The following is a 26489-nucleotide window of genomic DNA, read 5'->3' as shown; positions in this document are numbered from 1 at the left end:
GGCTCTAGCGAGCAGCCAATTTCCCTGTTTTCAGCCTCGGCTTCGCGTTGGTTTTGCTTCCGGGCAAGCCGGGTGGAGTTTTGAACCGAATTTTCCTAAACCGGAAATTTGGTTCGGATGATTGGTTTTTACCGATTTCAGCAGCTTTGGCTGCCAATACTACGTTTTCTGCCAGCCAGCTTGGCGGGCTTGCTCGTGCCGGTTGCGCTACACGCCCAGCAGCCCCAGCCCGCCGACTCGGCGCGGCACCTGCATCAGGTGCAGCAGCTCCCCGCCGTCCGGATTCAGGGCAGCCCACCCAGCCGCTTTGCCGTGGGCAGCCACGTCCTTACTCTCGATTCGGCGGTGCTGAATCAGTACCGGGCCGGCACGCTGGCCGACGTGCTGCTGAACCAAACGCCTCTTTATCTTAAGAACTACGGTCCCGGCCAGCTGTCTTCCATCTCCATCCGGGGCACCGCGGCGCGGCATACCGCGGTGCTCTGGAATGGCTTCAACATCAATCTGCCTTCGCTTGGGGAAGCCGATTTTGCCCTTTTCCCTACCAACGGCGCTACGAGGGTAGATGTGCAATACGGCCCGGCCAGTGCGGCCTATGGTACCGGCGCGGTCGGTGGAGCGGTGTTGCTGTCGTCGCCGGTGGTGTGGGGAGCAGGCGGCAAGGCCAATGTGCAGGTGGATGGCGGCAGCTTCGGACTGCGGGCTGGGTCTGCTGAGGGTAGCTTCAGCAATGAGAAACTGGCCGTGCGCGCCGCCGCCTCCTACCGCACCGCCCGCAACGACTTCTACTACGACTCGGTATCGGCGGACGGCACCGTGCGGCGGCGGCAGCCCAACGCTGACTTCCGACAGTGGAGCCTTACTCAGGACGCCACGCTGCGACTGGGTACCCACGGCGAGCTGCTGGCCGCCGTATGGCTCACCGACGCTGACCGGCATATTCAACCATCTATCGGCTCGGTGAATGACGGCGCACGGGAGCGGGACCAAAGCCGCCGCGTGCAAACCGGTTACCGCCACGTAGCCAGCCGGGCCGAGTGGAGCGTGCGGGGCGCGTGGTTTGAAGACGTGCTCAACTATTTCAACGGCAACCTGATCAGCAACTCGCGGGTGCGCACCACGCAGGCCCAGGCCGAGTATACGGCCAATCTGAGGCCCAATATGAGTCTGCGCGTAGGCGGCGAAGCCCAGCATTTTGCGGCTCAAGTAGATGGTTACGGGCAGCCAATTACTGAAAACCGCTTTTCCGGCTTCGCCCTACTGCGTTACGACCCTTTGCCCCGGCTTCAACTCAGCGCCAACCTCCGAAAGGCCGTAGTGCCGGGCCGGCGGCCACCGCTGGCGCCCACGCTGGGGGCCGAGTGGCAGGCTTGGCGTGCCGAGCGGCAGCAACTGAGCCTGAAAGCCAATGCCGCCCGGGGCTACCGTGCTCCTACCCTGAACGAGCGGTACTGGCGGCCCGGCGGCAACCCCGATCTGCTGCCCGAAAGCAGCACCAGCTACGAAGCTGGTCTTCGGCACCAGTGGCAGCCAACCACGGCGGCCAGTCTGGAAACCGAGCTGACAGCCTACCACCAGTTGGTAAACGACTGGGTAGAATGGACCACCCACCCTACGCGCGGCTACGATACGCCCCAGAATCTGCGCCAAGTGGTGGCCCGGGGCCTGGAAGTCAACACCCAGCTGCGGTGGCAGCTGCCACGCTACAGCCTCAAAGCCCGGCTGGCTTACGGCTTCACGCAGGCCGAAAAAACGCGAGGCTACGCCAACGACCTGAACCCAGTGGGCCGGCAGATGCGCTACGTACCGCTGCACACCGCCGCCTTCACCACCGACCAAACCTGGCGCCAGTGGCAGCTGACTACGGCCCTGACCGTGACTGGCTACCGCTACACCGACAACTCGGCTACTGACTATCTGCCGTCTTATGTGCTGCTGAATGCTACCCTGGCCCACACGTTTGTGGTGCGGCCCGCGTGGCGACTTACGCTGCTGGCTCAGGGCTATAACTTGGGCAATGTGGTGTACCAGAACTATGCCTACCGCGCCATGCCCCCCCGCTCGGCCCTGCTGAGTCTGCGGGTAGCGTGGCACTAAACCAGCACCCAGGCTTTCCCCCTGAAATTTTTCACCCAACTTTTTTTCTGATATGTTTTCTACCCCTTTCTCTACTGCCTGCACGCGGGTGGCCCTACTGGGCTGGGCTAGCTTAGCCCTGTTTAGCTGCGACCCGGAACGTACTGAGCCCGAGCCGGTGCAGCTCACCGACAACGTCTTCATCGTGAACGAAGGCAATTTCAATACGCCCAACGGGGCCGTGAGCATCTTTAACACCGCTTCGAAAAAGGTAACCGACGTCGATATTTTCAAGACGGCTAACAACCGCCCGCTCGGCGACAACGTGCAGTCGATGACGGTGGTGGATACGGTGGGCTACGTGGTGGTGACGCAGAGCAACAAGATTGAGGTGGTGCGCCTGCCCGAATTCAAGACGGTGAAGCGGGCTGTCAAAACCATCAGTGGGCTGAAAAAGCCGCGCTACTTCGTGGCCTCTTCGGCTACTAAAGGCTACGTGACGGAATGGATAGACTACGGCGTGAAAGGCCAGGTTTCGGTGATTAACCTCGCTACCAACACCGTGACTAAAACCATTCCGCTGAGCGGCGAAGCTCCCGAGCAGCTGTTGCTGGCGGGCGGTAAGCTGTACGTGGCCAATAGCGGCGAGAATACTGTTTCGGTTATCAATACCACCACTGACACGGAAGAAGCCGTGCTGACCGTGGGCGACTCGCCCAACAGCCTGGCCCTCGACCAGAACGGCCGGGTATGGGTGCTGTGCGCAGGTTTCGCCGGCTACGATGCCAACTACAATATTGACCCTGCCACTTCTACCAAAGGCGTACTGCTCAGCTTTCTGCCGGCCGCGCCTACTGCCGTGCAGCGCCTCGAATTTGCCTCTACCGTCGGTTTTCCTGGCCACCTGCAGTTAGATGGCGGCAAAGGCCAACTGTATTTCACCTACGCCAAGGGCGTGTACCAGATGAGCGTTAGCAGCAAAACCCTGCCTACCACTCCCCTGATTCGGCGCGGCTTCTACGGCTTAGGCATCGACCCTAAAGACAACACGATTTACGGTGCTATTGCTCCCTATTCCACGGCTGGCAAGTTCATCCGCTACCAGTCTTCCGGCACGGCCATCGACTCCTTTACCGTTAATATCCTGCCCAACGGCTTTGTTTTCTATTAACCCACCCTGCTTTTCTGAGCTATGAAAAAAGCCCTTCTGCCTAGCAAGCAGAAGGGCTTTTTGGTTACAGAATATCCGGTTCTTAATCCTCGATGCCGTCGTTGTTACGGTCTTTGGCTTCGCCGGCGCGGTCGTAGAGGTCTTTGCCGGTGGTTACTTTGGCCGTGTCGCCAGCCATGCCATTCGTGTTGGAATTGCCCATCTGGCCTGGGTCGGGGTCTTTGGTTTTGTCGGCACCACGCTCTACGTTGGTGTCACCGCTGTCGGTACCAGTGTTGCAGGCCGTGAGGGAAGCCGAAGCCAGCACGAAGGCCAGGGCCAGGGGTCGGAGCAGAAAGGTTTTCATGGGTTGGGGTTGTAAAGTAGGGAGCTGAGAGTGTAGAATACGGCTGGCCGCCGCCGTGGTTCCTGCGTATGAAGCGGGGAAGCTGCCAGCCAGCCCAATATAGGATTTTAGCTATTCCTTTTGAACGTCTCCGCCATAGCCCGTGGCGGCCGGTCAAGCGCCGAAACTGCTTTAGCGGTATATTTGCTGCCCAACCGTACCTATGAATCGTTTCGCCCTCCCGTCTGTTTTCTCCCCTGCCCTGCTGCGCCGCGCTGGAGTGCTGGCGGGTGTAAGTTTTTTATTGGCTCTGCTGCTAACTACTTACCTTTTTGGCGTTTCGAATCATTTCCTTGGTCGATTATCCGGCGCTTTTTTCGTATTATTCTGGCTGTTAGCCGTTACGTTCCTGGGCGTTGTGCCTTTCGTGAACTGGGCGGCTACTCGTTGGTTTGGTAAGGAATGGTCGGAAAAGTATGGGGAGCCCGTGCGGCGCACCCGGCCTGCTTCGGCTTCGGTTGCAGTAACTAATCGAAAACCCACGCGGCCCGTGCCGCGGCAGAACACTCCAAAACATCCGTGAAAACGACACTTCTCCACATCAAGAACATGGTCTGCCCCCGGTGTATCGACGCGGTGCGGCATCTGCTCGAACAAGCCGGCTACCGGCCCACCCAGGTAACGCTGGGCCAAGCCCAGCTCGACCATACCACGCCCGCCGACCCGGCCGCCCTGGCCCCGATTCTGCACGAAGCGGGCTTTGAGGTGCTGATGGGCCGGGCTGAGCAGCTGACCGAGCAAATCAAGGGTGCGCTGGGCGAATACCTGGAACATCTGCGCACGGCCCGCATGCCGCTTACTACGTCGGCGTTTCTTACCGACCGGTTTGCGGCTACCTACTCCCACCTGAGCAAAGTATTTTCGCGCACGGCCAACCTCACCATTGAGAAGTACCTGATCCGGCTGAAAATTGAGCGGGTCAAGGAAATGCTCAGCTACGGCGAAATGACGCTGAGCGAAATTGCCGACCAGATGCGCTACAGCAGTGGCCAGCACCTGAGCAACCAGTTCCGCCAAGTCACGGGCCGCTCAGTTAGTGAGTTCCGGCGCGATCTGCTGCCTAAGCGCATGTCGCTGGACCAGCTGGCTTAGCATCCCGGGCAGTAACGAATAGCCTCCGCGCAAGTGGGGCAGCAGAAAGGAATAGTCCTTCTGCTGCCCCACTTGCCGTTTACGAAGATGCTGTCCGCATGCTGTTGCAGGTGTAGCAGCTGGGCGGAGGCCATCTGCAGTGCTGTTACAGGCGAACCACCGGGCCCCGGCTGAACCAACGCGGCGTGCCTGGCTGTTTGGGCGTATCTTTGTGGTTCTCTTTGCCGTGCTGCCGTGTCTTCCGTTTCGCCCCGAATCCTGCTCATTACCCCGCCGCTTACCCAGCTCAACACGCCCTATCCGGCCACGCCGTATATCAAGGGGTTTCTGCAGGGACGCGGCTACCACGTCGCGCAGGCCGACCTAGGCCTGGAGCTGGTGCTGAAGATTTTCTCGGCGCAAGGGCTGCAACGGGTGTTTGCGGCCATTGAGGTCGGCGGCTTCGAGCTGTCGGATAACGCCCGGCGCATGGTGCGGCTGCAGCGCAGTTACCTGGCTACTATCGGGCCGGTCATCCGGTTTTTGCAGAACAAGGATACTACCCTCGCCTCGCGCATCTGCCACAGCCGGTTTCTGCCCGAGGCCGCCCGCTTCGACAATATTGCCGACCTAGAAGCCGCTTTTGGCACCCTCGGCCTCTCCGATCAGGCCCGCCACTTGGCCACGCTCTACCTCGAAGACCTTGGCGACCTGATCAAGGAAACCGTGGGGCCGCAGTTTGGCTTCTCGCGCTACGCCGAACGGCTGGGCATGTCGGCCACTTCCTTCGATGCCATGCACGAGGCTTTGCAAACGCCGCCCAACCTGCTCGACCAGATGCTGCTGGAGCTGCTCGATGCGCTGGTAGCCCGCACCGAGCCCGATGTGGTAGGCTTCTCGGTGCCGTTTCCCGGCAACCTCTACGGTGCCCTGCGCCTGGCCGGCCGTGTAAAGGAGCTGCGCCCCGCAGTGAAAACCCTGATGGGCGGCGGCTACCCCAATACCGAGCTACGCCAGATCAAGGAGCCCCGCTTTTTCGACTATATCGACTTCCTGACCCTCGACGACGGCGAAGGCCCGTGGCTGCGGCTACTGGAGTATATTAGTTATCAGTTGTCAATTGCTAGTTGTCAGGTTGAGGAACTGGCGGAGGCAGGTCAATCAGCGCCTAACTCAGGTCACCAGAACAATCTAACAACTGACAACCAACAACTAACAACCAGCACCTTCCAGCGTACCTTTCTGCGCAACGAGGCCGGGGTGGTGGAGTACATCAACTACCCGCACCCCAACATTCCGCACACCGAAGTAGGCACGCCTGACTACAGCGACCTGCCACTGACCGAGTACCTCTCGGTGATAGAGGTGCTGAACCCCATGCACCGCCTCTGGAGCGACGGGCGCTGGAACAAGCTCACCATTGCCCACGGCTGCTACTGGAAGCGCTGCTCGTTCTGCGACGTTACGCTCGACTATATTTCTCGCTACGAAACTGCCCCGGCCACGCTGCTCGTGGATAGAATTGAGCAAATTGTGCGGCAGACCGGGCAAACCGGGTTTCACTTCGTGGATGAAGCTGCGCCGCCCCTGGCCCTGCGCGATTTGGCCATCGAACTGCTGCGCCGGCAGGTCAATATTACGTGGTGGGGCAATATCCGCTTCGAGAAAACCTTCACGCCCGACTTGTGCCGCCTGCTGGCCGCCTCGGGCTGCATTGCCGTGAGCGGCGGCCTAGAAGTAGCCTCCGATAGGCTGCTGGCCCTTATGGACAAGGGCGTTACCATTGCTCAGGTAGCCCGCGTCACGGATGGCTTCACCCAGGCCGGCATCATGGTACACGCCTACCTGATGTATGGCTTCCCGACCGAAACCGCCCAGGAAACCGTGGACTCGCTGGAAGTGGTGCGGCAGCTGTTTGCGGCCGGCATCGTGCAGAGCGGCTACTGGCACCGCTTCGCCATGACGGCCCACTCGCCGGTGGGCAAAAACCCGGCGAAGTACCAGGTGGTACCCGTGGGCCCCGAACCCGGCGACTTTGCCTGGAACGACCTCTGGCACGACGACCCCACCGGGGCCGACCACGAGCAGTTTGGGCCGGGCCTGGCTAAGGCGCTCTACAACTACATGCACGGCGTGGCCCTCACCGAGCCGCTCAGCTTTTGGTTCGATTTCAAAACGCCCCGCACCACGGTGCCGCGCCAACTCATTCAGAAAGCTTTGCAGGAACCCGGCAAGCCCGATTTCGCGAAGCAAAACCAGCGGCTCTTCTGGCTGGGCAACCCACCCGAGCTGCGTCCCGGCGACACCCAGAAAGGCCAGCGCGCCGTGCTTACCTTCTATGAGCAGGCCGAGGACTTTGAAGTCAAAACCTCCGCCCCTATTGGTGCCTGGCTGCACCAGCTGCTCAGCAAGCTCGGTACTGATTATGAGACGAAGCTACTGCTAAAGGAAGTGGCTGCCACCTTCCCTACCAGCGTGGCCGGCATGAGCTTCGAGTCCTTTCTGGCGTCGCCAGCCTGGCTGCTGCTGCGCGAAAAGGGCCTGCTGGTACTATAAGAATCCTCTCCCACACCAGCCTTCGTTTGCCCTAAGCGCTGCCTGGCCCATTTGAAGCGCCAAATTAGCTGCCGGATGGCTCTTCGGTCATGCTGGGAATGGCTTCGGTCAGCCCGACGGAAGCTTCGGTTGCTGCCGCAACTGCTTCGGCCGTACCGAGCGGCACTTTGGGTGTTGCCGCCACTGCTTCGGTCAGGCCGGGTGGCACTTCGGTTGCTCCCGGAGCTACTTTTGTCACTGCCGGGATGGTGTGGAGACGCATACTTGCGTCTCGTCGTCTGCGTCGCATCAACGATTGTCGTTCAACGACGAGACGCAACTATGCGTCTCTACAGCGTTCTGTGCCTAGCGGACTTTGCGCTGGCGTAGCCACTCTACCAATCCTTCGGCGAAGCCAGCAGCCTGCTGGGGCCAGGTCCATTTGCCATCGGCACTCAGCCGGCCGGGTACGATGAATTCGGCATTGGCCAGCGGGAAAGTACGGACTGATGAGCCACGCCGTATTCCTACTGCATTGCGCAGGCGGCGCGCACTTTCCCGCACGTTCAGGCTAGTATCGGCACCAGCATAGAGGGCAAGTACGGGCAGCTGCTGGCGGCTGGCCTGCTGAAACGGCTTGGTATCGGCCAGGGAAGCAGCCGGTACGTTTTCCAGCACTACGAAAGCCACGGCGGCCGGCGTTAGGCCCGCTGCCGGCAGCAGCGCGCCCGCGCCCGGCCCGCGCAGCCAGAAGCCCACCCGCAGCGAATCGGCGGCGGGCTGCCGACGCAGCGCCTGAAGTGCCGCCGCTACAGTGTGCAGCGTGGTTGAATCTGTTTCGGAAGTTGTAGCAGAAGCTGATACTACCACGGCCAGGAAGCCCTGGCGGGCCAGCAGGTCGGCGCGGGCGGCAGCCGACGCGGCCGAGGCAGCATCGGCCAGCAGGGCCACGGCGGGGTGGCGGGCTACGGTATCGGTGGGCACGAGCAGAGTGAGACGCTGCGTGCGGCCGTGGGTCTGCACCGCAAAGGCCTTTTCCTGGTAGGCGCGCGGTGCGGCCTGCCCCCGGCGCGCCCACACAAAGTCTGCCTTAATACTATCGAGGGTGAAGACGCCCCGCAGAAAGTCGCCCTCTCGAATAGCCGTCACGGTAGCTTGGCTGGCCCGGCCGGGGCGCTCCAACGTGAGCTGGGGCTCCTTGTAGCGCACGTTGGCGGCGGCAAAGCTCTGGCCGGCCAGCTCCGGAAAATGCACATCGGCCTCCAGCTGCCCCGGGGCGGTTTCGCGCAAGTCGAGGGCCACGCGCAGTTCGCTGCCCTGGTAGCTCACGGGGCCTTCAAAGTGGCCCGTGGGCAGGGGCAGCGTGGTGGCTGGACTACCCCCGGAAGAGCAGCCGCTGATGATACCCCACGCGGCCACCGGCAGCAGACGGGCGCTACAGTGCAATACCGGGAAAGACAAAAGCGCGGGTATTCTCACGAGGAGCAGCGGGGTTGGCGGGGCAGCAAAGGTAAGGGTCGGGCGGAATGTAGCCCGCTTACAGCCCTTTGCGCAGAATCAGGTCAGTTTGCACATCCTGCCCCACCCGGAACTCGTGCCGACCGATTTCCCGGAACCCGAAGCGCTTATAGAACTCTATGGCGTGCTGGTTCCGCTCCCACACGCCCAGCACCACCGTGCGGCACTGCTGACTGCGGGCTTCTTCAATGGCCCGGCGCATGAGCGAGGCGCCCAGGCCGGTGCCAATCCAGTCGTGGCGCACATACAGCCGCTCAATTTCCAGCCGGCCCACCGAGCTTTTTCCTTCCTCCAGCCCCAGCCCGGAGTTTAGCCCTAGCTTGGCATATCCCACCATTTCCTGCTGCATATAAGCTACCAGAAATACAATTTGGGGGTCGTTGAGTTCAGCCAGCTGGATTTCTGGACTGAAGTTGGCGGCCAGAAAATCGGCCATATCCTCGGCCGTATTATCGGCCGCGAAGGTGTCGTGAAAGGTTTGGCGGCCCAGCTCAGCTAGCTGAGCGGCTACGGCCGGGGTACGTTTAGCAACGGAAATACGAAGCGGAGAAGACATAGAAGCGAAAAGAAGGCGGCGTTAGTCGATAACGTCGTTTTGCCGGTTGTTACGGTGCAGGCGCCAGCCCATGCGCAGCATAAACAGCGCCCCGACCAGAAACGCCAGCGTGAGGCCAACCCGGGCGGTAGTGAGTGTGCCGCTTTGCCAGGCGGCGTACAGCTCGGGCGAGCGAAACGCCAGCGCCACGAGCAACAGCACCCCGGCCAACAGATATAAGGAGCTTGTGGCCGGATTGCGGCCCGCGGGAGGATACGCCATGGCGAAGAGGGTTAAGAGGTCAAACTTAATAGGAAATTCCCACGGCCCGGCCCACGAAGGCATCGGTAGCCAGCTGCTTGAGCATAAACTGGGCGACGTCGGCGCGGGACACGCGGCCTTTGATCTTGGCATTGGCAAAGCTGAGGGCAATCTTGTAGCCGCCAGTAGACTTGCCATTGGTCAGGCCCGCGGGCCGCACGATAGTCCAGTCCAAGTCACTGTGCTGAATCAGGGCTTCCTGCCGCTCCTTATCGGCCATGATGTGCTTGAGAAACAGCGGTGCAATAATTTTGCCGAACAGAAACCCTGACTCGTGCTTACTGCTGCCTACGCCCAACGACGTTTCGCAGATGAGCCGCTTCACCCCGTATTTCTGCATGCACTCGATAATGTGCTGCGTACCGTCGGATAACGTCGTATCACCGGCCTGATTTTTCTTTACGCCCAGCGCCAGCAGCACCGCATCGTGGCCGGGAATGGCTGCTTCCACCGTTTCGGGCTGCAGCACGTTGCCTTGCACCACTCGCAGGTTGGCATGCTCCAGCCTAAGCTTGGCCGAGTCGCGCACAAAAGCCGTGACACTGAACTGTTGGTCGAGGGCCTGTTGCACAAGTTGGCGGCCAGTAGCACCGGAAGCACCGAAAATCAGGACTTTCATAGGGGTCTAAGTTGGGGCGAAGGAACGGCAGGAAGCAGAATTTCCCTTCATACGGATTGCTCGTCATTGAGTAGTACTGCCGGGTTTATAACTGCCGCTGGGCGTAGTTCTGCTCCTAGCCGCTCAGGTTACCTCCTGATTTTGAGTAACCCGGCCGCCGCTATTTCTTGTTAGCAGAATGCTGCGTACTTTTGCCCATACCAAACCCCGCGAGAGTAGCTCAGTTGGTAGAGCATCAGCTTCCCAAGCTGAGGGTCGCGAGTTCGAGCCTCGTTTCTCGCTCATTGTGAATCAGCTACTTAGACGCAAGTCCGGGTGGCTGATCTTGTTTTAGATTACACTTTAGATTACATATACCCTCTGATGCTATTCAAGTACGGGATAGATCTATGTGGATGCACTGCTACTCAGCTCAAGTCAGATGAACGACCAAGAAGCTGATTAAGGGTTGAATAGCAGGGGCATCAAAATTCCACCAATTACTATTTTCGAATATTTTCTGTCCACCCTTATCTTGATGCCTTTCCCGTTCTTCTGGAGATAGAGGTAGCGCATTAACGTAGTCATATACACGACGTTTATCAATAGGAAGATGGTAGATAGGGCTCCCACTTACATCAACATACTGTTCTAAGCACTGACCAAAACCAACATAACAATCAATTACACATTGATGATTAGGAGAAATTATTTGTAGTAAAAGTGTTTCTAAATTACCATCACTACTCGGATTAGGAAATAGATAAATATGGGGATCAGGCTCAAATTCTGATATTTGAGCACGTAATGCAGCTAATCGATTTACTTGACCACCTTGAGGATATTGAGGTTGATCATAATCTGCATCAAAAACAATTAATGTTCTACCACCAGAATCTCTAGCTTGCTGGAACTGTATCTGTTGATTACGGCCAAGAGATGTCCAGCCCCCTGTAGTCAATACTAGAATTGTATCGCCAGTATCATTCACCTCAAAGTATGTAGTAATGCTGTCTCGGCGTCGAGTGGAGTTTTTTGATGGGTGAGGCTTAAGGTCTTTAATTCTTGTAAGTAAAGCACATATTAGGTCGTGGTCATCATTGCCTTCCACGAAGATGTTAAACTGACGAGTATTCACGAGCTGAACAGTAAAATTATTAATTACGAACTTCTACGTCATGTTCGAGCGCAAACTCAAGCTGCTCATAATCATATCTATAACTCTTAATAGTATCTTTATCATCCTTGACCAAGGTATATACTGCCACAGTCGAACGCAAATCTGCCCATTGTTTGTCATCTAGTACTCCAGTGAGGTGGCGTAGAGCTTCCGCACTATGAGTTGTAGCTATAATCTGCACCTTGTATTCTTTTGCCGCAGATAGAATAGCTTGCCACAGTACTCTTAAAGTAGAATAATGTAACCCATTGTCAATTTCGTCAATTAGAACTACTGCTCCTGGCCTAATTGCCAGCGCTGCGATTATAGAAAGCAAGCGTTGAACCCCATCACCCATAAGGTTTAGAGGTAATAGCGTAGGCAAATGCCCCCCTAAATCGAAATAGATTGTATCATTGCTTCCTAGCGCAATACTTTTAATGCGATGATCAATCAGACGAAGAATTTCAACAAGACGTTCATCTTGTTTTGTGACAATTAAATGTTCAACTCTTGTATACAAATCACTAAATGACATTCGAGTACTTAGCCATTGTCCAAAATCTGATTGATTAATTAAAGAGCGGTTTGGACCACTACGACTTGTACTCACCCGAGTATTATGCCCATAACTTCTGCGGCTAAGCGTAACGGAAAGAGGCTTTTTTGCACTGGGTTCGGTAGAGAATACCGTAACCCTAATTTTGTTAACTCCCTCTGTTTGATATTCCTGTTTAAGTGATGTACTTAGCTGACTAAATTTGGGGGTGAGCCATTGGCTATTACTATCTGGGTTAGAGACGGCTTCAACACCAACATCTAGCCTGTAGCGATGGACATCAAACAAATGGCCAGACACATATTCATCAACGACTATATCTGCACCGAGTTCTATTGGCTGGTTGCTATCAAACCCATAGAATAAATAAGCGAAGCCTTGATCGCTTCCTAACAGACCACGCTCATTATCTATTTTATTAGCCCACACTTCAACATTGGCAGCAGCAAATAGGAAAAGTGCTTCCAAAACGGAAGTCTTTGCCACATTGTTCTTACCTAACAACAAGTTGACATTAGTCAAATTTTCTAACTTAAGATGGCGTATGCCTCGAAAGTGACTAACATGCAATGATTGGATAAGCATCAGTGAGAAGCTGTTTATGAAGAGAACAAATCAAAGGTCGGCGAAAATCTTAAGACATTAGGCCAGCGTTTGTTTAGTAGCACCATCTACCTTCCCCAGTATCCGCCGGTACACCTCGCCCGATAAATACTGTTCGGCGGCGCGGCGCATCTCGGCATCGCTGAAGACGCGGGAGAAGATGTCCTCGTTGCCTTCCAGGCGCTCCACGAAGAAGCCCTCGAACATCTTGCGGAATACGTACTCGAAATTTTGCTGGCTGTTGGCCTGGGCTACTTCCTGGAGCTGGGCGTTGAGGATGGCGGTTTCCACAATCTGGTCGAAGAAGAGCTGGTCGGCGGGCAGAAACTCAGTGCCGAAGCGGGCGTTGAGGTTATCGATGAGCTGCGACAGGTTCACGGTGGCGTCCTGGGCGCGGCCGGTGCCTACTTCGGTGGGGCCGTAGAGCGGGGCGGGCTCGCCCGCGGTCAGGCTGATGGAGCCCTGGCTGAGCTGTTCGAGGCGGTAGTATTTCAGGGCCACGTCGTCTTCGACGGCGTAACGCTGGTCGGCGGAGTGGGCGGGCAGGCGCGTGAGCAGGAAGCGGCCGTAGGTGTGCAGCTTTTCGAGGCCCGAGTCCTGGTAGGGAATAATCTGCGACAGGAAGGCGTAGAGGTTGCGGAAGCTAGTGAGGCGGCCCTTGAACAAATCCTGCTCCGGTTCGGGCAGGGCTTCGTAGCGGTCTACGGCTCGGTCCAGTAGCGCGTACATCTTCTGGTGGTCGGTGGGCAGGGGCTTGAGGCGGTTGCTGAACCACACGTCGCAGAAGGCATCGACCTCGGCGGGCTCCCACACGCGGGCTTCCTCCAGGCGATGTTGCAGCTCGTAGAGCTGGTGCGGGTCGGGCTGGCCGGCGGCGTTGGTGCGCTCGTAGTAGGGCTTGAAGGCGGCGTAAATTTCCTCGGGGTCGTTCACGAAGTCGAGCACGAAGGTGTCGCTCTTGCCGGCGGCCATGCGGTTGAGGCGGCTCAGCGTCTGCACGGCCTGGATGCCGGCCAGGCGCTTGTCCACGTACATGGTGTGCAGCAGGGGCTGGTCGAAGCCGGTCTGGTACTTGTCGGCCACCAGCAGAATCTGGAAGTCGTCGGAGGCAAACCGCTCGGGCAGCTCCCGCTCGGCCAAGCCCTTGTTCATGCCCACTTCGGTGTAGGTCTGGTTGGGCAGGTCGGGGTCGATGACCTGGCCCGAAAAGGCCACCAGCGTGCGGATGTCGGCGTAGCCTTTTTCGCGCAGATACTTATCAAAAGCCAGCTTGTAGCGCACGGCCATCAGCCGCGAGCCCGTCACGACCATCGCCTTGGCCCGGCCGCCAATCTTGTGGCGGGTGTAGGCGCGGAAGTGCTCCACGATGACTTCCACCTTCGACTCCACGTTGGTGGGGTGATGGGCCAGGAAGCGGGCCAGCGCTGTGGCGGCCTGCCGCTTGGGCACCAGCGGGTCGTGCTCAATGGACTTAATCAGCCCGTAGTAGGCGCGGTAGGTGGTGTAGTTGGCCAGCACGTCAAGGATAAACTTTTCCTCAATGGCCTGCCGCATCGAATACAGGTGGAACGGCGGGAGGCCGGTGGCCGGGTCGGGTTCGTTGAACACGGCCAGGGTCTTGAACTTGGGCGTGGCCGTGAAGGCGAAGTACGACAGGTTAGGCTGGCGCGGGCGCTTCAGCATCTCGCGTATCAGCTCCTGGCGGGCGGCGGGGCTCAGCTCGTCCTCGTCGAGGTCGAGCAGCTGCTCGGCCAGGGTGGCTTCGATGCCGTCGCGGTTCAGTATTTTGCGCAGCTCCTGGGCAGCCTCGCCGCTCTGGCTGCTGTGGGCCTCGTCTACTATCACCGCGAAGCGGCGGCCGGCGGTGTGCAGGCTCACGCCCTCGCCGCGCTTGGCCAGCGTGTCGAGGGCCTGGGCGATGTAGGGAAACTTCTGGAGCGTGCTGATGACGATGGGCGTGCCGTCGGCCAGGGCTTTGGCGAGCTGCTGTGTGTTTTCGTCAATCTTCTGCACCACGCCCTGCTTGTGCTCAAACTGGTAGATGGCGTCCTGCAACTGCTGGTCGAGCACGCGGCGGTCGGTTATCACCACCACCGTGTCGAACACCTTGCGGTCGTCGGCATCGTGCAGCGAGGCCAAGCGGTGGGCCAACCAGGCAATGGAGTTGCTCTTGCCCGAGCCGGCCGAGTGCTGGATGAGGTAGTTGTGCCCCGCGCCTTGGCTGCGGGCCGCGTCCACCAGCCCGCGCACGGCCTGGAGCTGGTGGTAGCGCGGAAAAATGAGGGTTTCGCGCACCTGGCGCACGGTGCTGCCGTCGGGCAGGCGTACCACGGTGGTGTCGGTTTGCAGGTGCAGGAAGCGGGCCAGCAGGTCGAGCAGCGAGTCGCGTTGCAGCACTTCTTCCCACAGGTACTGGGTGCGGTAGCCGGCTGGCACGGGCGGGTTGCCGGCACCGCCTTGGTGGCCCCGGTTGAAGGGCAGAAACACAGTGTCGGCCCCTTGTAGGCGGGTGGTCATCCAGGCGGCGTCGGGGTCGACAGCGAAATGGACCAGCGCCCGCTCCTTAAACTTGAACAGTGGGGCCTGCGGGTCGCGCTCGTGCTGGTACTGCCGGATGGCGTCCTGCGCGGTTTGGTGGGTGAGTGGGTTTTTCAGTTCCAGCGTGGCCACGGGCAGGCCGTTGAGGGCCAGCACCACGTCGATGCTCTGCGCCGCCTTGGCGGGGTGGTAGTGTACCTGCCGATGCACCCGCAGCTGGTTGAGACGGTACTGGGCTTCGGTGTCGGGGTTGAGGCCGGTGTTGGGGGCGAAGTAGGCCAGCCGCAGGGTTTTGCCGAAGCACTTGAAGCCGTAGCGCAGCACGTGCAATGCCCCCTTGCCGGCCAGCTCGCGGGTGAGGGTGTCGAGCACCGTATCCGGCAGCGTGGCACCCAGGATGGCCGCCAGCTGCTCCCAGGCCCGCGCCTGGCTGACCTGCAAAAAGGCCAGCACGTCGGCCCCGAACAGCCCGCGCCGGGCATCCAGGGGCGTGGTGCCCGCTACGTAGCCCCCGGCCGGGGTGCAGAGCGCGGCTTCCAGCGCCGCCTCAAAGTGGATTTCGCGGTGCTTCATAGTGCGTCAGCGAGGGCAGGTTCGGGGGTGGGCTCCACGACTGCCCGCACGTCGATGCGGCCCGTGACGGCGGCCGTTATCAGCGCGGCGCGGTACTCGCGGAGCTTGGCAATTTCGCGGTTGGTGATGTCAGTCATCTTATCGCTACGCTCATTAATCTGATTGATAGCCGCTGCTATCTCGCGTTGCTCATTAATTGGCGGAAAGGGTGCCATTAAGTTTTTAATAAACTCTTCTGGGACCCTCTTCTGACCACCAGCCCCTATCATCTCGCCCTCTCCAAGTTTGCGGAATGGCTCAGAAATAGTCAACAGGAATAAAAACTGACTGTCCATTTCTGCATTGGGGCGCAGTACGTGAAGTTCTGTAGTGCCAAAGGCTACGCCGTTCGTTAATCCTATTGCTAAAGCACCTTTACCATTCTCAAAGCAAGGTGTGATTTTAGCCACAACCACATCGTTATCGGCAAAATAGGTGTATCCGCTGCCAATTTCATCAAGCGGCTTTTCCATATCTAGGTCGAGCCCGCCGTATTCTCCAACCGCTGTCATTGGCACGAATGAAACGGGTGCATCTTCAGGTAATGGAAGATTAGAGCCAACAGGATTGATGGCCGCCAAGCCGAACTTCAACCGCTTCACCTCCCAATGCGCCGGCACCTGCCCCAGCCAGGGCACCCCGGAGTCGCGCAGGGGCGCAGCGGCATCCAGGCCCCGCGTCACGGCGCGGGTGATGAGGGCGGCGCGTTGTTCGGCCAGCAGCTTCAGCAGGTCTTCCTTGCGCCGGATGAGGCCGTCGAGGTGGGCCGTGCGCTCATCCAAGAAGACGGCAATGGCGCGTTGCTCATCAAGCGGGGGAAGAGGGAGAGCCTTCTGATAAATTGTTTCTCTGTTTATACCAGGTACTGCTGCTTCAGCTGTGCCTTCATCAAGACCTAGTATTTGCAATCCATAAAATAGCCAACGCAGGTCATTCTCGGTTGTTGAAGCGTCGATAAAGAATGTGGTATCGGAAGCGAAACACTCTTTTTCGCTCCAATTAATTTTACCGTACGACCCTTTTCTTCCAACAATAATCACTGGGGAAAGAGTATTAGCACGCTCACACTCATTGTAGCTACCATTCGAACCGAATACGGCATATTCACCACGGCCTGATTCATCCTTATCAAGGGCATCTCCATAAGAAAGCCGCGTAATGAATTTGAGTCTAGTTTCTTGCCACTTCATACCGTTACCTCCTTCAGCATGTCCAGGATTTCGCCTTCCAGCCCTTTGATGTCGGCCTCGATATCCGTTAGTTCACGGGGCGGCTCGTAGGTGTAGAAGTGGCGCGACACGGGGATTTCGTAGCCCAGCTTGGTTTTGGTGTAGTCGGGCCAGGCATCGGGCCAGTGGGGCAGCACCTCGCGGGCAAAGTGCGCGTCCAGGTGGGGCTGCACCAGGGCCAGCAGGTCGGCGTTGTCGGCGTCTTTGGTGTAGGCCAGCGGCAGGGGCAGCGGCGCGGTGGGCGGCAGCGGCACCAGCTCGGTGTCGCGCAGCTCGGCATCGGGCTCGGGGTGGCCGTTGGGCAGCAGGCAAATGTCGGCGGTGGCATCCCGCTCGCCCAGGGCCGTTAGGATGGCCTTGAGCATGGGGCCGCTCAGCTTCACGCCCGCGCCTTTGCAGGTCGTTTTCAGGGTGGCCGAGAAAGTGTCGCGGTTGTGCATCAGCTTCTTCGCATCCAGCTTATCCAGAGCCGCCAGTATGCGGGCCTGCTCGGCCTCACCGGCGGCTATTTCTTCCTTCCAGGCTTCCGAGCCGTGCTTTTTCTTGCTAGTGGCCAGCTTGCGGAACTCGCTCGCCTCGTGCACCCGCGCTAGGCGCTCAGGACTGGGCTGGAAGTTCAGGCGCAGGGGTCGCTCCACGGTCAGGCGCAGGTAGCCGAAGTCGCGGTTGTCGAATATTTTGGAGCACACCAGCTCCTTTGGCTTGCCATCGACTGGCACGCGGCTGGTGCCGCCATCCTTATTCTCGTCGTAGAGGCGCACGATTTCGGCAATGTGGTCGGGGCGGCCTTCCAGCCCGTCACCAATTTCGTTGCGCTTGTTGCCCTGGCTCTTTTTCATCTTCACGTAGTGCCGCGTCGCGTTGATGAGCTGCACCCGGCCCCGGCGGTGGGCGGGCTTGCGGTTGCTCACCAGCCAGATGTAGGTATTGATGCCAGTGTTATAGAACAGCTGGTCGGGCAGGGCCACGATGGCATCGAGCCAGTCGTTTTCAATCACCCAGCGCCGGATGTTGCTTTCGTTCGGCCCCGGCTCTCCCGCAAACAGCGGCGAGCCGTTGAAGACGACGGCTATTTTGGAACCGTCGCCGCCCACGTTTTTGCCGGCTTTGTCGAACACCGGGGCCGGGTGCATCTTGCTCAGCATGTGCAGCAAAAACAGTAGTGAGCCTTCGTTGATGCGCGGCAGCCCCGGCCCGAAGCGTCCCCCGAAGCCCTGCTTGGCATACTCGTCCTCCACGGTTTTCTTCTGCGGCTCCCACTTCACCCCAAAGGGTGGGTTGGCCAGCATATAATGAAACCGCTCGCCGGGGTGGCCATCGAAGCTCTTGCCGTCGCCGAGTACGTCGCCGAAGGCAATGTGGCTTACTGGCTCGTTCTTGATGAGCATATCGGCGCAGCAAATGGCCCACGACTCGGGGTTGTAGTCCTGCCCGAACAGCTCCAGGTTGATTTTCTTATTGATTTCGCGGGTGTACTCTTCCGACACCGACAGCATTCCGCCCGTGCCACACGTAGGGTCATACACCGTGCGCGACACCGCCTTACCAGAAGTCACGTCCTCGTCGTGCGTGTAGGTGAGGGCCGCCATCAGGCGTATCACCTCGCGGGGCGTGAAATGGTCGCCCGCTTCCTCATTGGCCTGCTCGTTGAAGCGCCGAATCAGTTCCTCAAACACGTAGCCCATCTGCCAGGGTGGTAGCACGCTCGGGTGCAGGTTGACTTCTTTCGCCGTAAAGTCCTGAAGAATGAGGAAAAGCCGGTTGGTCTCCTCCAGCTTAGGAATTTCCTTTTCAAACTCGAAACGCTCAAAAATCTGCTGCAACACCGGCGAAAACCCCCGGATGTAGGCCACCAGGTTGGCCGCCAAGTGCTCGGGGTCAGCCAGCAGGGAGCGAAACGTATATTTGCTGGTATTATAGAATGGCTGTTCCGCGGCTTTCACTAAAGCACCGTGCTGGAGCTCCAGCGACATTTTGCGGCTTTTCAGCTCCTCGTGCTTCGCCAGCACGGCGGCCTTTGTAGGCTCCAGCACGAGGTCGAGGCGGCGCAACACGATGAGGGGCAGCATGACCCGCCGGTACTGCGCCGGCTTGTAGGGACCGCGCAGCTTGTTAGCCAGCTCGAAGATGAAATTGACAAGGGTAGAATGGGAGGTGGCGGCCATTATTTATATGTAATCCAAAGTTTGATGCAAGCTACAACTGTTGTTAAGTTTTATTATAACTCAGATTGGGTCTATTACCTATTCCATGTATATGCATGGATTAATAATTCCTGTACACAGCTCCCTTGTATGTATAAGCTCGCCGTTAGATGGAAACAATAAGGCAGCAAAGGTATTTTGCTCGTGTAGCCAGACTAAGGATTTGGCCGCAACAGTATTGCTATTAGTACCTCAAAGCCTAATTCTGGCTGATAGAGGGCTATTTGGGCATTCCTATGAAGAATAACCACCTTCGTTTTTCCAGCCTTGCTTGACAGTAGCCGCCCATGCTTTGGGTATCGAGATTCAAATTAAAGTCGTCTTGTGCAAACAAGGGGTACCGGGTCTAGCATTTCCGTTTCTATCCGTTTTACCCTCCCCACCCTGTATATATGAGCCCCTAGGAGGTGCAGAACTCACTGCCTAAGCCTAGCTCCTGAGGAAAGTATTGACATTTACGCGAGCTTATCAATGCCAGGAGCATCTACCAACTCTCGGAGAGGGATATCTAGGGCGTGGGCTAAAGCAAGCAGCACATCCAGCGAAGCAGCAGTCTCTCCCTTTTCAATACGCTGTACAGTGGGCCGGGAAATATCAGCGTAATCTGCCAGCGCATATTGGGTAAGCTTACGCGCTTGGCGAAGCCGCCGCAGATGGAGGCCAAAAGCCCGAATACCGGCAGTGTGTTTCATTCCGGAAAGCTCCGGTATGACCCCACTGGATTTTGCCTCATATTTGAGGCATTTTCAGGTTAAGTATGTATTTTTGGGCTCTGCCCCACCTTGCTGCTCTTTCATTATGTTTCGTGACGATAAATCATTGCTGGTTACTCCCAGCCTTTCTCTAGTTATTCGATGGTCGACGCGGGTTAATGACTTCATACACCAATGGCAACAACGCCAGGTCAACACTGGTCACCCATTGCAGTTTTGGGAAGAGGCTGCAAGTGTAGTGTTAGGAAGGGTGGAGCAGGGATGTTACCAAGCTCAGGACATGGTGGCCGACATCTACCGCGCCAGTAGGTGTTTACCTGGTGTAGGAGCCCCCCTATATGTGGAGCCATTGGAAATAAAGGTAGACCACCGCCACTTCTCACAGCATCTATCAGGTGGGATATCCCATACCGAGGTCGCCATATACTTAGGTATTGAGCGGTATCGATATGAAACGCCATCCTCCATGTAGCAAGTAATTCTTTTGTCTTACTCCTATTGCAATGAGTGAAACCCCATTTCTTTTGACGCAGACCCTGAGTATCTATTTTACTTGGAGCCACCGTATGGAAACCGCAATCAGAAAACGTTTCTGGACCATAATAGTCGACCAGGCTGAAGCATCTGCCCATCTACGGCAGGAATATGAACAGTGGCGACACACACGGAATAGTTGCTATGAGCAGATCAAGCTCTTCTTTAGCCTAACTGGCAGCCTGCCTGTAGTTGGAGACCACCTAGGATTAGGAGGTAATCGAGGCCCTTATTATCAAGCTCTTCAAGTCACGAAACGCCTGATATCTTCCACGGCAGATTCGGAGGAACTGCTACTTGTGTATGAGCTAGAGGCTGAGACAATAGAAGAGTTAGAAGAATACCAAGATGGCGACATGGTAGAAGACGTTTGAAAAGGAAGAATTGCTCATCGCACCAAGGCATCTACCACCTTTTCACTCTGTCGCGATTCTCGCAGTATTACGTCGGCTAAATCCAAGCCGGCAGTGCGTTCATCGGCTGTAGCAAGCCTTTCCAGTGCGTCGAACACCGTTATGTCAAAACCCAAGCGACATAGTTCTTTTGCCTTAAGATTCCATTGCTCGAATGCCCCAGCGTCGGGGAATAAAACGATGCGCCGGCCACGTAAAGGTTCGAGCCGTTCTGCGGTTAAGTAGCTTAGGCCCATGGTCGCAAGCCAGACATATTGTGCAAAGAATGGGGTAGCTAACATGGCCGTTTTGGCGCTCTCAACGATAGCTACGGGCTTTCCAGGTAGTTCAGTATCTAGCTGGGGCAACCCGAATAGGCAAGGGCTTTTAGTGCCGTTTTTGGCATACTCATCAAGCCAAAGAGGTATAGCTTGACCACGCTTACGGTGAGCTTGCATAAGGGCTGTATGGACCCATGTAGTATGACGGTGCGGGTGCTTGATGGTATGGCCGGTTTCATCGTAGAGTACAACTTGACCGCCTCGTACACGCCCCTGCTGGTCAATTAGCCAAAAAACGCAGGCGCCTGGCCAGTAAGTTGAAGTACCTATGCAGAATCGAGCCAGCAGCTCACCAGCTACAGTCTCCCCAAGCCTATCGCGTAGCAGCCGGGCCAGCGCATTACACTCGTAGTGCCCGATGCTACCACGGTATACATCATCGGGAATAGAAAGTATCGGAATGGGAGAAGCGGACTGATAGAGGGTAGGTTGGCTAGGTAATGAGCCCCTGTTGCTCCGCATCAGAGCGGATGCATAGCTCAAACTGCCCCCTACTGTTCGGGCGTAGGGACTTGAATGGTAGCCGCATTTAACCTCACGGTCACAACGTCCGAAGACTTCAGGCAAGAGTTCACCTGTTGTCCTATCAAGATACCGCGTGAATGTGCGTGGCATGCCACAAGCGGGGCAAATCGTGCGCGATTTGGTCCCGGCGTAAGGCTGTAGAAAGTAAGGGAGGGTCGGAAGACCGTACATGGAGAAAGAAAGGCGTAGAAGTAAAATTGTCCCATGTTGGAAGCTGGAAAGATGGAAACTCACTCGTAGAGACATTTCCAGCTTCCAGCTTCCAACGTCTAGCGTGACACAAGGAGGCAAGGGTGAAGCTAGGCGTTAGCATTATCTACCGGCCGCAGATGATATCGGGACTCGCGCCCGACGCCTTCCTGCTCGATGCTGCACACTATACCACCCTGGTTGACTGTATAACATGCGCCAGGTGCCGATATTTCTTTGAGACGGTCGCGGATGGTACGGTCACTGCAATCCAAAAGCTGAGCAAGTTCCTTTTCCAGCTGGCCTGCTGGCTGTGCCGTAACAAGAAGGTCTGGCAGGAGGCCAAGAATAGTTTGCAGGGGCGCGACGGCTTCCTTTCGAGTTTTACCAACACGTTCCTCTGAACGAGTTCCTAGGTGGTCGGCTTCTTCACCTGGCCCCACGAGCGTGAAACCGAGGTACCCAGATTCTGTGCCGAGTTCGCAAACTAGTACACCTGCCATCTCCTCGTTAGTGCGATTTTTTACCTGCTTGAGGTAACGGATGTGCGGGCCCTGAGCCGACTTACTAATGAAGAAAACACTATCCGCGAAGTTGGACAGGTGCTTACTCCCAGCCAAGTCGTTGAGCGATAGTGGAACTCCTGGAGGGATCTTAGGCGTGTGAGCTAAAATCAAGGTGGAAACACCTCGCTCGTTTTGCAGGCGTTTAAGGCCACGCATGATACCGATACTTACATCAGCGTCAGCTGTGGTCTTCAAGGCTAGCGCGGTGATATTATCGAGTATTACCAATCGGGCTCCAGTGCGGTCAAGGTCGGCCGCGATATGCTCGAAGGTGAAGGTGCCCACGTCTTCAGCTACAGGATCGGTATCACCAATGATGAATCGCGCGGAGAAAGGAAATCCATCGAATCGTTTGGCGAATTGGCGGTCAGTCAGTTCGAAGTCATAGTATAGCACTGATTCATTCGAACTGCTGGCCAATCCTAACAATTCTGGTGTAGAAGAAGAAACTAGATGAGCAATATGGACAGCTAGAATGCTCTTGCCAACCCCAGTATCTCCGGCCAGAATAGCGATACCAGGAGTTTCCCAGAGTGGTCCAAACAGAGGCACTAAAGGCGGCAAGTCAGCAGCTGCTGTAAGGCGTTCTGCGGCAGTCCGAATCCGTGTAGTAGAAGGTGCGGTCCAATTCGCAAGTTCGTCAGCGCGTTCTAGCAATGAAGGTAGGAGGACCAGATTGGTTACCTCGTGCCTTTCAGCGGCATTGACATTGCAGGAGATTTTCTCCCCTGCAATATCATATTGACCGTTAGTTGTCAACAGCGAAGCCAGCATTTATCTAACCTGCTTTTCCTGCCGTTCGCCCTCTTCTACCCATGCCAATAATTTGGCGCGGTCGAAGTATAACTTGTTACCCCGCTTACCGTGGGGGATGCCACGTTCCTGCACCAAGGCGTAGATGCGGGAGCGGCTGAGACGAGTGATTTCCATCGCCAGTTCGATTCCTCCGACTGCCGCCGTTGGCGCAGTAGAAAGAGCTTGCAGATGGCTGAGCTCTTGCCGTATCATGGCGCGGAACTCATCTAATAGTTGAGCGTAGCCGACGCTCGCGGTGATTAAAGTTGTTGGCATTAACTGCCTCTCACCAAAAGGGGTTAGTAGTGACTGGTAAGAGTGATACAAAGGTGAGAAGTCGATTTCAGCCATTTCTTTGATATTCTGAAATCGACCATTTTTTTTCAATTCATCTCTCAAAGCAGCCCCTCGAAGGCGTTATCCACAAGGTCCGACGCGAAGGAATCCAAGTAAACGGCCGTCACGGCCTCAGATTTGTGGCCCATCGCCTGCGAAATTACCGCTGTTCCGGTTCCGCTCATTCGGAGGGTGGTAGCAAAGGTGTGGCGGGCCACGTAGGTAGTAAGCGGCGTAGCAATGCCGGCTAGCTGGCCTAGCTCCTTTAAGTCCTTATTAACTTGCCCCAGCACCTTGTGCAGTCGATTCTTTATTTGGTGGGGGGTAATGTGCCGGTCCATGTCAAGCACAGGAAAAATGTAGTTGGCTGGCGTGGTGTAGGTATAGGGGTGATAGGCTGCTAGAATAGCTGCGGCGGGTGCCATTAGCCGCACCGATAATTTGCCGCCCGTTTTTTGACGCACATAACTCAGTCGTTCTGGGCGTCCCGTACCCGCTGCCTCGCCGCTCAGATTACGCCAACGCAGCAGGCCTAAGTCCACAAAATTGATTCCTCCAGCGTAGAAGGAGAATAGAAACACGTTTTTCGCCAGGCGTTGTCGCTCGTTAGCTGGTTCTAATGCCTCTAAGCGGCGTAGATCGTCGCGGCCAACGGCCCTCTTTGCCGTACTTACATCAAACTTCCCGACTTGCAGCTTGTGCTTTTCAGCTACAGTACGGGCGAAAGGATAAGCCGTAGCCTTCATTAGCCCCGCCGCAATGGCTTGGTTAAGCACCGCCCTAAGTGTTCTGAATCGCAACGATAATGTTATTTCTTTGATGCCCGTAGCTCGTAGCGTTTTCTCCCATTCGTGGCAAAAATTTACATTGACCCGGTCAAAGGGCACATCATAAAGGCTAAGCCAGGTGGCCCATGCTTCAGCCTGCCCCCTACCTGTAGGCGGTGCAGGAGCGTTATTTTCTGCGGCCACGAATTTCGCCAATTGATTGCGTAGGTCGCGGTACACGGTGGCATTGCCAGCCTGCCCGGTTTTGAGGTAGCCCGCGCTCAACTCGTCGCAGTAGGCCAACAGCTTTACCCGCCGCGCTGCCTTGCGACCCTCAATGGCTTTAGTGGCTACGGCAGGCGCGTCGTGTTGTTCGTCGGCCTCCGCCAGCATGTCGGCGGCCCCACTATACTTCGCTTCCCATTCGGATAGCTTTTTCAGTAGCTTGTCGCGGCCTGGCTCAGGATAGCTTTTGCGAATTTCTTTTTTGAGCGGGTTCCAGTATTTCGGGTGCAAGGTTAGGTCGGTGGCTATGTACTTGCGTTTCCGGTTTTTGGTAATGCGTACATAGAAAGGGTGCGACCCATCGGCCAACGTGTTGCTAGTGTAGTATACCACTTTCACTAAAGCTTTGCCCTCTTTGTGCTCAGTTGTTTTGCCCATCCTGTGTAATCCGCCTGAGAGTTAATTACACAGCGAATTACACAAATGTAGTAGAAAGCGGGGTAATGATAGTAAACCGCAAGACGCCAACAAGCCAAAAAGGCGCTTTTTAGTAACAACAGGCAACATTAACAAACAATAACAACATACAGTCCGCAGCTTCCCAAGCTGAGGGTCGCGAGTTCGAACCTCGTTTCTCGCTCATTGTGAATCAGCCACTCAACGGAAATGTCGAGTGGCTGATTTGGCTTTAAACAACTCACTGCTTACGAAAAAGCCCTCGACCGAATGGCCACGGGCTTTTTCGTGAACATATATGTTAAGCCTCGTCAAAGCACAGCGGGTGAAGAAACCCAGACTGGTGGCTTTCACCGGCCAGTCGCCGCTGGGGGCATGCCGATTAGTATGGCACACGCCGTAGGCGGCTATATCAGAAGGCGGCCGGGCGTAACAACCGGCGCCGGTACCTGCTCTAATTGTAACTGCTGACCCTAGGCTTGCGCTACCGTGGCTTTCATGGCGAGGGGCGAAATTGACTGATGGCTTTAGATAGGGGACCGAGAAAAGCAGAATGCCGAACTTTATTCGGTAGCCGGCAGCACCAGTACCGGAATGGGGCTATGTAGCAACACCTGAGCCGTGACGCTGTGGTGAAAAAGCTGCCCCAAGAAGCTGCGAGGCCGAGCAATAAGGACCACCAGGTCGAAGTCCTCGGGCCGGGCTGCCTGCAAGATTCCCTCTACCGGGCTTTCGTCCACCACCGTGCGCGTGTGTACTTGCGTTGGCAGATCTACAGCCAAGCCGGTTTGTAGCACCGACCACGCAGCTGGGTCAACTTCTGTCTCCGAGGGCGTGGTGGCTACGTGCAGCACGGTCAGTGCAGCTCCCAGGGCGGCGAGTAGGTGGCGGGCAGCGCCGGCATGCTCACCCAGTGAAAATGCCTCCCCGTCGACGGCCAGCAGCAAACGGCGCGGCGGCTGAGTAGAGGCCAGGGTATGAGGCACCACCAACATGGGGTAGGGCGCAGTGCGCAGAATATCCAAAGAGGTGGTATGTACCAACTCGTCGGGCAGGGATGAATAGTCGGGGCGGCCCAGCACAATCAGGGCCGGGTGGTGCCGGCTTACAGCATCGGCTACAGCATACGCCACCTGACCATAGCCAACTTCGGCCACCACGGGCACCGCCAGATTACCGGCTACGCTATGCAGAGCTATATCGGCGGCTTCTTGGCTACGGCAGGAAAGCTGCCCGGTAAACATTTCTGGGTCCAGCACTGAGTCGCGGCGCACGTGCAATAGCACCATACGGCCCCCAATGGCCCCGGCCAGGTTGCTGGCGTAGTTCAGGGCCCGGTTGGCAGCCTGGAAAAAGTCAGTTAGGATGAGCAGTGCAGCAGCCATGACGCAGTAGATAAGGAGGAAACCTGCAAGCAAATAACCGGGCCCCGCAGCGGCTGAGCCATGCTAAAGGTTGGCTTTGCACCTGACTTTTGTCATACCTCCCGCATCGTTTCGCCGGTAATCTTGCTGAGCCGGCGCACTATATAGAAAC

23 protein-coding genes and 1 tRNA gene are annotated in these 26489 nt (G+C 56.9%); 7 read left to right on the top strand and 17 right to left on the bottom strand.

Annotated features, from left to right (window positions below; all coding sequences use genetic code 11):
- Positions 1-180 precede the first annotated feature (180 nt).
- Together LGH74_RS03510 and LGH74_RS03505 are read left to right on the top strand one after the other, a co-directional pair.
- Positions 181-2097 carry a TonB-dependent receptor plug domain-containing protein gene (locus tag LGH74_RS03510; RefSeq protein WP_226172019.1) on the top strand — a complete coding sequence of 639 codons (1917 nt, stop codon included), beginning with the start codon at positions 181-183 and terminating at the stop codon, positions 2095-2097.
- Positions 2098-2149: 52 nt separating this feature from the next.
- Positions 2150-3247 carry a DUF5074 domain-containing protein gene (locus LGH74_RS03505; protein WP_226172017.1) on the top strand — a complete coding sequence of 366 codons (1098 nt, stop codon included), beginning with the start codon at positions 2150-2152 and terminating at the stop codon, positions 3245-3247.
- A gap of 82 nt (positions 3248-3329) precedes the next feature.
- On the opposite strand, the gene LGH74_RS03500 is transcribed toward LGH74_RS03505, so the two are convergent.
- Positions 3330-3593: a hypothetical protein gene (locus LGH74_RS03500; RefSeq protein WP_226172013.1), complete on the bottom strand. Its 264-nt coding sequence runs from the start codon at positions 3591-3593 to the stop codon at positions 3330-3332.
- 202 nt (positions 3594-3795) lie between these two features.
- Here LGH74_RS03500 and LGH74_RS03495 point away from each other — a divergent pair, with 202 nt between their 5' ends.
- From LGH74_RS03495 to LGH74_RS03485, 3 genes are all read left to right on the top strand, one after another.
- Entirely contained in the window at positions 3796-4155 is a 360-nt protein-coding gene (locus tag LGH74_RS03495) for a hypothetical protein (protein WP_226172010.1), read from the top strand.
- Positions 4152-4724 (top strand): helix-turn-helix domain-containing protein, encoded by a 573-nt coding sequence (locus LGH74_RS25050; RefSeq protein ID WP_226172007.1) that lies wholly within the window; start codon positions 4152-4154, stop codon positions 4722-4724. The genes LGH74_RS03495 and LGH74_RS25050 overlap by 4 nt, the downstream gene beginning before the upstream one ends.
- A gap of 234 nt (positions 4725-4958) precedes the next feature.
- Positions 4959-7259: a B12-binding domain-containing radical SAM protein gene (locus LGH74_RS03485; RefSeq protein ID WP_226172004.1), complete on the top strand. Its 2301-nt coding sequence runs from the start codon at positions 4959-4961 to the stop codon at positions 7257-7259.
- A gap of 64 nt (positions 7260-7323) precedes the next feature.
- On the opposite strand, the gene LGH74_RS03480 is transcribed toward LGH74_RS03485, so the two are convergent.
- The 5 genes from LGH74_RS03480 to LGH74_RS03460 all read right to left on the bottom strand — a co-directional run bounded on the left by LGH74_RS03480 (position 7324) and on the right by LGH74_RS03460 (position 10231).
- Entirely contained in the window at positions 7324-7521 is a 198-nt protein-coding gene (locus tag LGH74_RS03480) for a hypothetical protein (protein WP_226172001.1), read from the bottom strand.
- 83 nt (positions 7522-7604) lie between these two features.
- Complete coding sequence (locus tag LGH74_RS03475; protein WP_226171998.1) at positions 7605-8699, bottom strand: dienelactone hydrolase family protein; 1095 nt, start codon at positions 8697-8699, stop codon at positions 7605-7607.
- 76 nt (positions 8700-8775) lie between these two features.
- Entirely contained in the window at positions 8776-9312 is a 537-nt protein-coding gene (locus LGH74_RS03470) for a GNAT family N-acetyltransferase (RefSeq protein WP_226171995.1), read from the bottom strand.
- A 21-nt stretch (positions 9313-9333) separates the two neighbouring features.
- The gene (locus LGH74_RS03465; protein WP_226171993.1) at positions 9334-9573 is read right to left on the bottom strand and encodes a hypothetical protein; all 240 of its coding nucleotides are present in this window, start codon (positions 9571-9573) and stop codon (positions 9334-9336) included.
- 25 nt (positions 9574-9598) lie between these two features.
- Positions 9599-10231, bottom strand: coding sequence for an NAD(P)-dependent oxidoreductase (locus LGH74_RS03460; RefSeq protein WP_226171991.1), 633 nt, complete (start codon positions 10229-10231; stop codon positions 9599-9601).
- Between the two features lie 209 nt (positions 10232-10440).
- On the opposite strand from LGH74_RS03460, the gene LGH74_RS03455 reads away from it, so the two are divergent.
- Positions 10441-10513, top strand: a tRNA-Gly gene (locus LGH74_RS03455).
- A gap of 130 nt (positions 10514-10643) precedes the next feature.
- Here LGH74_RS03455 and LGH74_RS03450 read toward each other — a convergent pair.
- The 6 genes from LGH74_RS03450 to LGH74_RS03425 all read right to left on the bottom strand — a co-directional run bounded on the left by LGH74_RS03450 (position 10644) and on the right by LGH74_RS03425 (position 19806).
- Positions 10644-11348 (bottom strand): DUF3226 domain-containing protein, encoded by a 705-nt coding sequence (locus LGH74_RS03450; protein ID WP_226171989.1) that lies wholly within the window; start codon positions 11346-11348, stop codon positions 10644-10646.
- 19 nt (positions 11349-11367) lie between these two features.
- Positions 11368-12513 (bottom strand): AAA family ATPase, encoded by a 1146-nt coding sequence (locus tag LGH74_RS03445; protein ID WP_226171987.1) that lies wholly within the window; start codon positions 12511-12513, stop codon positions 11368-11370.
- A gap of 57 nt (positions 12514-12570) precedes the next feature.
- Positions 12571-15642 (bottom strand): type I restriction endonuclease subunit R, encoded by a 3072-nt coding sequence (locus tag LGH74_RS03440; RefSeq protein WP_226171985.1) that lies wholly within the window; start codon positions 15640-15642, stop codon positions 12571-12573.
- Complete coding sequence (locus LGH74_RS03435) at positions 15639-16871, bottom strand: restriction endonuclease subunit S (RefSeq protein WP_226171984.1); 1233 nt, start codon at positions 16869-16871, stop codon at positions 15639-15641. The genes LGH74_RS03440 and LGH74_RS03435 overlap by 4 nt, the downstream gene beginning before the upstream one ends.
- Positions 16868-19075, bottom strand: coding sequence for a type I restriction-modification system subunit M (locus LGH74_RS03430; RefSeq protein ID WP_226171982.1), 2208 nt, complete (start codon positions 19073-19075; stop codon positions 16868-16870). The genes LGH74_RS03435 and LGH74_RS03430 overlap by 4 nt, the downstream gene beginning before the upstream one ends.
- A 494-nt stretch (positions 19076-19569) precedes the next feature.
- On the bottom strand, positions 19570-19806 hold the full coding sequence (locus LGH74_RS03425) for a helix-turn-helix domain-containing protein (protein WP_226171980.1): 237 nt from the start codon (positions 19804-19806) through the stop codon (positions 19570-19572).
- Between the two features lie 587 nt (positions 19807-20393).
- Between LGH74_RS03425 and LGH74_RS03420 the strand changes: the two genes are divergently transcribed.
- Positions 20394-20735, top strand: a complete 342-nt coding sequence (locus LGH74_RS03420) for a hypothetical protein (RefSeq protein ID WP_226171977.1) — start codon at positions 20394-20396, stop codon at positions 20733-20735.
- 14 nt (positions 20736-20749) lie between these two features.
- Here LGH74_RS03420 and LGH74_RS03415 read toward each other — a convergent pair whose 3' ends face one another.
- The 5 genes from LGH74_RS03415 to LGH74_RS03395 all read right to left on the bottom strand — a co-directional run bounded on the left by LGH74_RS03415 (position 20750) and on the right by LGH74_RS03395 (position 26338).
- Complete coding sequence (locus LGH74_RS03415) at positions 20750-21790, bottom strand: DUF6371 domain-containing protein (protein WP_226173736.1); 1041 nt, start codon at positions 21788-21790, stop codon at positions 20750-20752.
- 128 nt (positions 21791-21918) lie between these two features.
- A complete protein-coding gene (locus tag LGH74_RS03410) occupies positions 21919-23148 on the bottom strand; it encodes an AAA family ATPase (protein WP_226171974.1) in 1230 nt (409 codons plus the stop codon).
- Positions 23149-23568 (bottom strand): helix-turn-helix domain-containing protein, encoded by a 420-nt coding sequence (locus LGH74_RS03405; protein ID WP_226171971.1) that lies wholly within the window; start codon positions 23566-23568, stop codon positions 23149-23151.
- Complete coding sequence (locus LGH74_RS03400; protein ID WP_226171968.1) at positions 23565-24935, bottom strand: site-specific integrase; 1371 nt, start codon at positions 24933-24935, stop codon at positions 23565-23567. Before LGH74_RS03400 ends, LGH74_RS03405 begins: the two co-directional genes overlap by 4 nt.
- Before the next feature lie 581 nt (positions 24936-25516).
- The gene (locus LGH74_RS03395; protein WP_226171965.1) at positions 25517-26338 is read right to left on the bottom strand and encodes a universal stress protein; all 822 of its coding nucleotides are present in this window, start codon (positions 26336-26338) and stop codon (positions 25517-25519) included.
- Between the last annotated feature and the right edge of the window lie 151 nt (positions 26339-26489).

The organism is Hymenobacter lucidus, assembly GCF_020447265.1.
In the GTDB taxonomy this organism is placed as follows: Bacteria; Bacteroidota; Bacteroidia; order Cytophagales; family Hymenobacteraceae; genus Hymenobacter; species Hymenobacter lucidus.
This window is presented reverse-complemented; position numbering and strand designations above follow the sequence as displayed.

Excerpts from the sequence above, each read along its gene's own strand:
- LGH74_RS03505 (WP_226172017.1), top strand. The coding sequence starts at position 2,150 with ATGTTTTCTACCCCTTTCTCTACTGCCTGCACGCGGGTGGCCCTACTG.
- LGH74_RS03500 (WP_226172013.1), bottom strand. The coding sequence starts at position 3,593 with ATGAAAACCTTTCTGCTCCGACCCCTGGCCCTGGCCTTCGTGCTGGCT.
- LGH74_RS03495 (WP_226172010.1), top strand. The coding sequence starts at position 3,796 with ATGAATCGTTTCGCCCTCCCGTCTGTTTTCTCCCCTGCCCTGCTGCGC.
- LGH74_RS03480 (WP_226172001.1), bottom strand. The coding sequence starts at position 7,521 with ATGCGTCTCCACACCATCCCGGCAGTGACAAAAGTAGCTCCGGGAGCA.
- LGH74_RS03470 (WP_226171995.1), bottom strand. The coding sequence starts at position 9,312 with ATGTCTTCTCCGCTTCGTATTTCCGTTGCTAAACGTACCCCGGCCGTA.
- LGH74_RS03465 (WP_226171993.1), bottom strand. The coding sequence starts at position 9,573 with ATGGCGTATCCTCCCGCGGGCCGCAATCCGGCCACAAGCTCCTTATAT.
- LGH74_RS03460 (WP_226171991.1), bottom strand. The coding sequence starts at position 10,231 with ATGAAAGTCCTGATTTTCGGTGCTTCCGGTGCTACTGGCCGCCAACTT.
- LGH74_RS03445 (WP_226171987.1), bottom strand. The coding sequence starts at position 12,513 with ATGCTTATCCAATCATTGCATGTTAGTCACTTTCGAGGCATACGCCAT.
- LGH74_RS03440 (WP_226171985.1), bottom strand. The coding sequence starts at position 15,642 with ATGAAGCACCGCGAAATCCACTTTGAGGCGGCGCTGGAAGCCGCGCTC.
- LGH74_RS03435 (WP_226171984.1), bottom strand. The coding sequence starts at position 16,871 with ATGAAGTGGCAAGAAACTAGACTCAAATTCATTACGCGGCTTTCTTAT.
- LGH74_RS03430 (WP_226171982.1), bottom strand. The coding sequence starts at position 19,075 with ATGGCCGCCACCTCCCATTCTACCCTTGTCAATTTCATCTTCGAGCTG.
- LGH74_RS03425 (WP_226171980.1), bottom strand. The coding sequence starts at position 19,806 with ATGAAACACACTGCCGGTATTCGGGCTTTTGGCCTCCATCTGCGGCGG.
- LGH74_RS03420 (WP_226171977.1), top strand. The coding sequence starts at position 20,394 with ATGGAAACCGCAATCAGAAAACGTTTCTGGACCATAATAGTCGACCAG.
- LGH74_RS03415 (WP_226173736.1), bottom strand. The coding sequence starts at position 21,790 with ATGTACGGTCTTCCGACCCTCCCTTACTTTCTACAGCCTTACGCCGGG.
- LGH74_RS03410 (WP_226171974.1), bottom strand. The coding sequence starts at position 23,148 with ATGCTGGCTTCGCTGTTGACAACTAACGGTCAATATGATATTGCAGGG.
- LGH74_RS03400 (WP_226171968.1), bottom strand. The coding sequence starts at position 24,935 with ATGGGCAAAACAACTGAGCACAAAGAGGGCAAAGCTTTAGTGAAAGTG.
- LGH74_RS03395 (WP_226171965.1), bottom strand. The coding sequence starts at position 26,338 with ATGGCTGCTGCACTGCTCATCCTAACTGACTTTTTCCAGGCTGCCAAC.